A 6,341-nucleotide genomic window follows, 5' to 3' on the forward strand; every position below is an offset into this window, starting at 1 on the left:
TCTGTAAGAATGGTCTGTTTTTCCGCCATGTTTCGCGCTCCTTCTGTTTTATACTTGCTTCAACCAACGGCATTACTACAAAACAATAGAAAGAGTGTCAAGTTTGCCTTGACACTTAAAACTTCTTTATGCTATTGGACAATATTATAGGCCCAAAGGTCGGCTTCGTCAATATAGCAAGTCAACCCCAAGGAGAAAAAGGGAAGCGCTGCAGCACTCGTTTGCACACAGCCACTGGCAGCGGCGTGTCATCATGACTCATCCCCTTCTTCAACCCCTCTAACGCTCTAAGCTGGGGATCTCCGGTCAAATCCAGATCTTCCATCACCTGAGACATGGCGCTTTTGCGCGCTTTTGCCACTGCATCAGCGGCATTTTCTCCCGACTCGAGCTGTTCCAGAAACGTCTCGCTAAAGTAAGCCTGAGCCAAATAGGTCATGGGATTGCCGCAAGCTCCGCCTTGCGTCTGTCCCAAAATTTCAGGCATCGCAAACCGAATGCCCGCCTCTACTGACCACTTCAGCTCTTCCGTCTCATGGGTTATGGCGCTGAGCAACGTACGAACCGTGCACAAGCCAGCTTGCTGCAAGGCGCGTATAATACCATGCTCGATAGTGTGCGCCTGCTCCGAAGTTACCAGTCCGCCCAGATTGGCCGTAATGGAAACCTCTCGTCCTGTTTCCACGTCCAGTCCGTATATTGTTACCGGCAGATCCTCATGCCCTCGAAACTCTGTATACCCGCCCGCAGGCTGCCAGCCCGCCCCGGAAATAGCCGGATACTTTTTGCGCATCTGCCGTAGCGGCACAGTCTCCACGCCTTCGGCTAAGACCAGGTCTTGACTGCCTCGGAAAGAATGCCAGCGCATAAATTCCTGACCTTCTAAGGTCGCCAAAAAGACGGTCACTGCCTGACCATCCTCGTCAAAAGCAGGCTGCGCTTCCACCTCCAGTACGCGAGCCGACACCCCTACTGGATACAAGCGCTCCTCATCATTCAGCCAAGGGCAAAGAAGCAGATTATTACGGGTTCCTGCGAGCCTTGCCAGCCAATTACCGCCTTGATCCGGTAAAAAAATCCCCTGGGCCCGCCCGCCTCCCGGGCGCGGTAAAACACCGCTCATTAGCGGAAATAAAATCATGCTGTCACTCATGGTCAGCCCCCGTTTGCAGCAGACAATTCCGCTGCTAGCATTTCCTCCAGCAAACGCTCAAAATCATCACGACAAAGCGCTTGATTCAACAACTGCCGCCATCTAGCCGCGCCGCGCACGCCTTTCGTATACCAGGCCGCATGGCGGCGCATCTCCCTAACGGCGACATATTCTCCCTTCAAGGAGATCAACATATCCAAGTGGCGCAAAATAAACCGGCGCCGTTCTTCTAAGGACGGCGCTGGCGGCACAACACCCGTTTGCAAATACGCTAAAATATCGCGAAACAGCCATGGGTTGCCCTGGCAGCCCCGCCCAATCATAATGCCGTCGCAGCCGGTTTCCTCCAGCATGCGCTTCGCATCCGCAGGACTCCAGATGTCGCCATTGCCGATTACCGGGATAGTAAGAGCCGCTTTGACTTCGCGAATACTATTCCAGTCCGCTTTACCTTCATAAAATTGTTCGCGCGTCCGTCCGTGTACGGCTACCGCCGCTACGCCGGCATCTTCCGCCAGACGAGCCATGTCTACAGCGTTAGCTTCTTTGTCTGACCATCCTTTGCGGATTTTCACGGTCACCGGGACTTTTACCGCCGCTACAACGGCGCGCAAAATGCGCTGCGCCAATTCGGGCTGGCGCATCAACGCCGAACCTTCGCCATTTTTGACAATTTTCGGCGCCGGACAGCCCATATTAATATCAATAATATCCGCGCCTGCAGCTTCCACCTTTTGCGCCGCCTGCGCCATCAGCTCCGGATTAGAACCAAAAATCTGCATGGCTACCGGACGCTCCGCCGGTTCCATGCGCAGCATTTCCAAGGTGCGGTCATTGTCAAAAAGCAAAGCATTGTCGCTGATCATTTCCGACACAACCAAGCCACAGCCTGATTCCTTGCATAAGAGGCGAAATGGTAAATCCGTTACACCGGCCATAGGGGCCAAAATAACAGGATTGGCGAGCACAAGCCCGCCAATCGTCAGTTTAGGAATTCCGTTCATAGAGTATGCGTAGTCCTTCCAGTGTCAAGAAATGTTCTACTACATTAATGGTGGTTGAGTTCTGCGCAATAAGATTCGCCAAGCCGCCAGTTCCTACTACATAGGCGTCGCTGCCGAGTTCTTCCTTCATACGCCGAACGATTTCATCAACTTGGCCCGTAAAACCGAAGATAATCCCCGATTGCATGCTGCTTACCGTATTGCGGCAGATCACTTGTTTCGGCTGCACCAACTCGATACGCGGCAGCTTGGCCGCCCGTTGGAACAGCGCTTCTGTGGAAATGCCAATGCCTGGAGAAATAGCGCCTCCTAAATAGTCGCCGTTGTCGGCGATGGCGCAGAAGGTGGTGGCCGTGCCAAAATCAATAATGATCAGCGGACCGCCAAACATTTCATAGGCGGCCACAGCGTTGACAATACGGTCAGCGCCGACTTCGCGAGGATTTTCGTATTTAATGCAAATGCCGGTTTTGATGCCAGGGCCCACAACAAGGGGATCTACGTTAAAGTAACGCCGGCACATCCGGACAAAAGGCACAATAATCGGCGGCACTACCGAGGAGATAATAACAGCAGTAATATCCTTCATCGTCAAGCCGGAATAATGAAATAAATTATTCAACAGCATGCCGTACTCATCACCGGTTTTCTGGCGGTCTGTCGAAACCCGCCAGTGATGTTGCATGGTTTTTCCTTCATAGGCTCCCAGAACGATATTGCTATTGCCAATGTCAATCACTAGTAGCATGTGATTTCTTCCTCCATTTTTAACGATCTACCCTTGCAGGCGCAGCGACACATCTCCCGCCAGTACGCGCCGCAAGCCATTTTCCGTGCGCACTAAGAGAGAACCGTCTTCTGCCAGTTCTTCCGCCACGCCATCATAGGTTTCCTCGCCAGCCAGCACGCGGACCGGCTGCCCCAGGGTAACCGACTCGCGCCGCCAAGCTTCCAAAACAGGCTCAAAGCCTTCTTGTTTCACCACTTGGTACCAATACTCCAAACGTTCTAAAAGCTTTTGCAGCACCTCTACGCGGGAAACTTCGCGCTCGGCTCCCATGGACACGGAAGCGCCTATGTTCCGTAACTCTTCAGGAAAATCGCTTTCCTGCAAGCTCACGTTAATACCGATGCCCAGTACTACAAAATTAATGGCATCCATTTCTGCGCTCATTTCCGTAAGAATGCCCACCAGCTTCCGCCCCTGCCAGAGAATGTCGTTAGGCCATTTAATGCCGCAATTAAGACCGCTGGCCTCACGAATCGCCTCTACGGTCGCTACCGCCGCCATAAGCGTGCATTTCGGAGCTTCTTGCGGCGGGAACGGAGGCCGAAGAATGACAGATACCCAGACACCGCCTCCGGGAGGAGAAAACCAACCGCGATTCAAACGTCCCCGCCCCAATGTTTGCGCCTCTGATACGACAATCGTTCCTTCAACAGCGTCATCCGCCGCTAGACGCTTGGCTTCATTATTGGTAGAAGAAGTATCATAAAAATGCACAATATGCTTGCCCAAAAGCTGTGTAGCCAGGCCAGCTCTAATTTCTTCTGGCAATAATAAGTCCGGACGGCTTTTCAAGCGATACCCCTTGCGCGGATGCGCTTCAATTTCATAACCGTGATTTTTCAATTCCTGAATGTGTTTCCACACAGCAGTACGAGAGACCGCTAGTTGCCGGCTGATCTCTTCCCCGGATAGATAATCCTGGGATTGCTGCCGCAGCAGCTTTAGTATTCGCGCTCGCAAAACCTCGACCTCCCAGTTTCCGATGTATTCATTCTTACATCATAAACTACGGGTCTCTTCATTGTCAATCAACCGATTTCACCATGCTGCTCTGCGCCTTTGATGGATTCAATACGGTTTCCTTCGCCCAGAAAAACAACCTTGGGCACATGGGTCCGCGCCTCGGCCTCCTCCATCCAAGCGTAGGCCATAATAATCACGACATCCCCCGGCTGAGCCCAGCGGGCGGCGGCGCCATTCAAACAGACAACGCCGGAGCCGCGCGGTCCGGGAATAATATAGGTTTCCAAACGAGCGCCATTATTGTTGTTGACAATCTGCACCCGTTCATGAAGGTACATGCCCGCAGCATCTACAAGATCTTCGTCAATGGTAATACTCCCCATATAGTTTAAGTTGGCTTCGGTCACCGTCGCCCGGTGCAGTTTAGAAGTAAACATATGTCGCATCATCTTAGCATTCCTCCCACAGTAAATTATCAATCAGTCTTGTCTTGCCGATGCGCACAGCCAGAGCCAATACCACCGGCTGTTTGATCTCGGCCACCGGCTGCATGCTGGCCGCATCCACCAACATCACATACTCCACTGCTGCCAAAGCCTCCTGAGCCAGCTCCTCTTTTGCCGCAGCTTCCACGGAGGCGCTGCGCCGTTCCCCGGCTTGCAAAAGAGTTTGGGCCTTCTGCAGCGCCCGCGACAGCACTAACGCCGCTGTACGTTCCGCTTGCGAAAGATATACATTGCGCGAAGACAAAGCCAAACCGTCCGCTTCGCGCACAATCGGCACCGCCACAATGTCCACCGGCCAGTTCAAATCCATCACCATTTGTCGAATGACCGCCACTTGCTGCGCATCCTTCTGCCCAAAATACGCACGATCCGGCTGAACCAGATGAAAAAGCTTGGCCACTACTGTCGCCACACCTTGAAAATGGCCGGGGCGAGACGCGCCGCACAGCCCTTCGCTGACGCCGCTCACAGTTACTAAGGTTTTCATATTTTCGTACCCTTGGGGATACATTTCTTCTACCGAGGGAGTAAACAGCACATCCACCCCTGACGCTGCAGCGGCGGCCGCGTCACGCTCTAAATCGCGCGGATACACGGCAAAATCCTCGCCGGCGCCAAACTGCAAGGGATTCACGAAAATGCTGGCTACGACCAGGCCATTTTCTTTTTTAGCCTGCTGCATCAGCGTACAATGCCCTGCGTGCAAATAGCCCATCGTAGGAACTAACGCAACACTTTGCCCCGTTCGGCGCGCTCCGCCTACCAATTGACGCAGTTCTTCCACCGTTGTGACCTGTTTCATAAAAACCACTCTCCTCAAAAAAATAAGCCTCCCGGAAACCCGGAAGGCATAGTACGGCAGACAGAACGGCTTTGGCGTCTCAGTCCCGTAGGATCTAAGCGGCAAAAAAGCCTGATGAAATTGTCGGCAAAGCTGGCTGTCTGCGGTGCAGTTCCCCAAAAGGATACCGCCCTGGTTCTTTGGTCATTGTAGCATGGCTAGGGCCGGCCTACAAGCCAAAATTACAAGTCAGTCTCTACTTTTTTCACAAATAATTTTTTTACTGTTCGCTCTGGAAAAGAGGCGTTGAGAGATAGCGTTCCCCGGTGTCCGGCAACAGCGCTACAATGGTCTTACCGGCAAACTCCGGCCGCTTGGCCAGCTGCGCAGCCGCATAAACCGCAGCGCCGCAAGAAATCCCCACCAGCAAGCCTTCGGTTGTCGCCAGTTCACGAGAAGTAGCAAACGCGTCGGCTCCTGGCACTTGGAAAATCTCATCCACCACGCCGGTATTTAAGATGTCCGGCACAAAGCCGGCGCCAATGCCTTGAATCTTATGGGGTCCTGCTGCGCCGCCGGAAAGCACCGGAGACTCCGCCGGTTCTACCGCCACAATATGAATGTTGGGGTTTTTCGCCTTCAGGGCTTCCCCGACGCCGGTCACCGTACCGCCAGTGCCGACGCCAGCCACAAACACATCCACCTGACCGTCCGTGTCAGCCCAGATTTCCTCGGCCGTTGTCGTCCTGTGAATCGCAGGATTAGCAGGATTTTTGAACTGCTGCGGAATAAAGGCTTTGCCGTGTTCGGCGGCCAGTTCTTCCGCGCGGCGAATCGCGCCTTTCATGCCTTCCGCACCGGGAGTCAAGACGACCTTGGCGCCTAACGCTGAAAGAAGCAGACGCCGTTCAATACTCATGGTCTCCGGCATCGTTAAAATCAGCGTATAGCCGCGCGCCGCCGCCACGAAAGCCAGGCCTACGCCGGTATTGCCGCTGGTCGGTTCGATAATGACCGTATCCTTGTCCACAAGGCCTTTTGACTCTGCATCCGCAATCATGGCGTAAGCAGCTCGATCCTTCACGCTGCCCAGAGGATTGAAGTATTCCAGCTTGGCCACAATTTTCGCCGGCAGTTTGTGGTT

General features: G+C 53.5%; 7 protein-coding genes. All 7 read right to left on the bottom strand.

Annotated elements, in window-relative coordinates; all coding sequences use genetic code 11:
• Positions 1–181 precede the first annotated feature (181 nt).
• Entirely contained in the window at positions 182–1,153 is a 972-nt protein-coding gene (locus tag PHF27_RS12635; protein ID WP_300070710.1) for a hypothetical protein, read from the bottom strand.
• Positions 1,154–1,155: 2 nt separating this feature from the next.
• Entirely contained in the window at positions 1,156–2,157 is a 1,002-nt protein-coding gene (gene dusB / locus PHF27_RS12640; RefSeq protein ID WP_300070713.1) for a tRNA dihydrouridine synthase DusB, read from the bottom strand.
• A complete protein-coding gene (locus PHF27_RS12645) occupies positions 2,141–2,905 on the bottom strand; it encodes a type III pantothenate kinase (protein WP_300070716.1) in 765 nt (254 codons plus the stop codon). The genes dusB and PHF27_RS12645 overlap by 17 nt, the downstream gene beginning before the upstream one ends.
• A 27-nt stretch (positions 2,906–2,932) precedes the next feature.
• Positions 2,933–3,907: a biotin--[acetyl-CoA-carboxylase] ligase gene (locus PHF27_RS12650; RefSeq protein WP_300070719.1), complete on the bottom strand. Its 975-nt coding sequence runs from the start codon at positions 3,905–3,907 to the stop codon at positions 2,933–2,935.
• 68 nt (positions 3,908–3,975) lie between these two features.
• Complete coding sequence (panD, locus tag PHF27_RS12655) at positions 3,976–4,359, bottom strand: aspartate 1-decarboxylase (protein ID WP_300070722.1); 384 nt, start codon at positions 4,357–4,359, stop codon at positions 3,976–3,978.
• A 1-nt stretch (position 4,360) separates the two neighbouring features.
• A complete protein-coding gene (panC, locus tag PHF27_RS12660; protein WP_300070725.1) occupies positions 4,361–5,218 on the bottom strand; it encodes a pantoate--beta-alanine ligase in 858 nt (285 codons plus the stop codon).
• Between the two features lie 259 nt (positions 5,219–5,477).
• Positions 5,478–6,341: cysteine synthase A (cysK, locus tag PHF27_RS12665; protein ID WP_300070727.1), on the bottom strand; the 864-nt coding region annotated here is incomplete at its 5' end.

The sequence above is a fragment of the Anaeromusa sp. genome (assembly GCF_028691475.1).
Lineage (GTDB): Bacteria > Bacillota > Negativicutes > Anaeromusales > Anaeromusaceae > Anaeromusa.

What these genes read in the sequence shown, in the direction of transcription:
- PHF27_RS12635 (WP_300070710.1), bottom strand. Translation starts at nt 1,153, where the DNA reads ATGAGTGACAGCATGATTTTATTTCCGCTAATGAGCGGTGTTTTACCG.
- panD (WP_300070722.1), bottom strand. Translation starts at nt 4,359, where the DNA reads ATGATGCGACATATGTTTACTTCTAAACTGCACCGGGCGACGGTGACC.
- PHF27_RS12645 (WP_300070716.1), bottom strand. Translation starts at nt 2,905, where the DNA reads ATGCTACTAGTGATTGACATTGGCAATAGCAATATCGTTCTGGGAGCC.
- panC (WP_300070725.1), bottom strand. Translation starts at nt 5,218, where the DNA reads ATGAAACAGGTCACAACGGTGGAAGAACTGCGTCAATTGGTAGGCGGA.
- dusB (WP_300070713.1), bottom strand. Translation starts at nt 2,157, where the DNA reads ATGAACGGAATTCCTAAACTGACGATTGGCGGGCTTGTGCTCGCCAAT.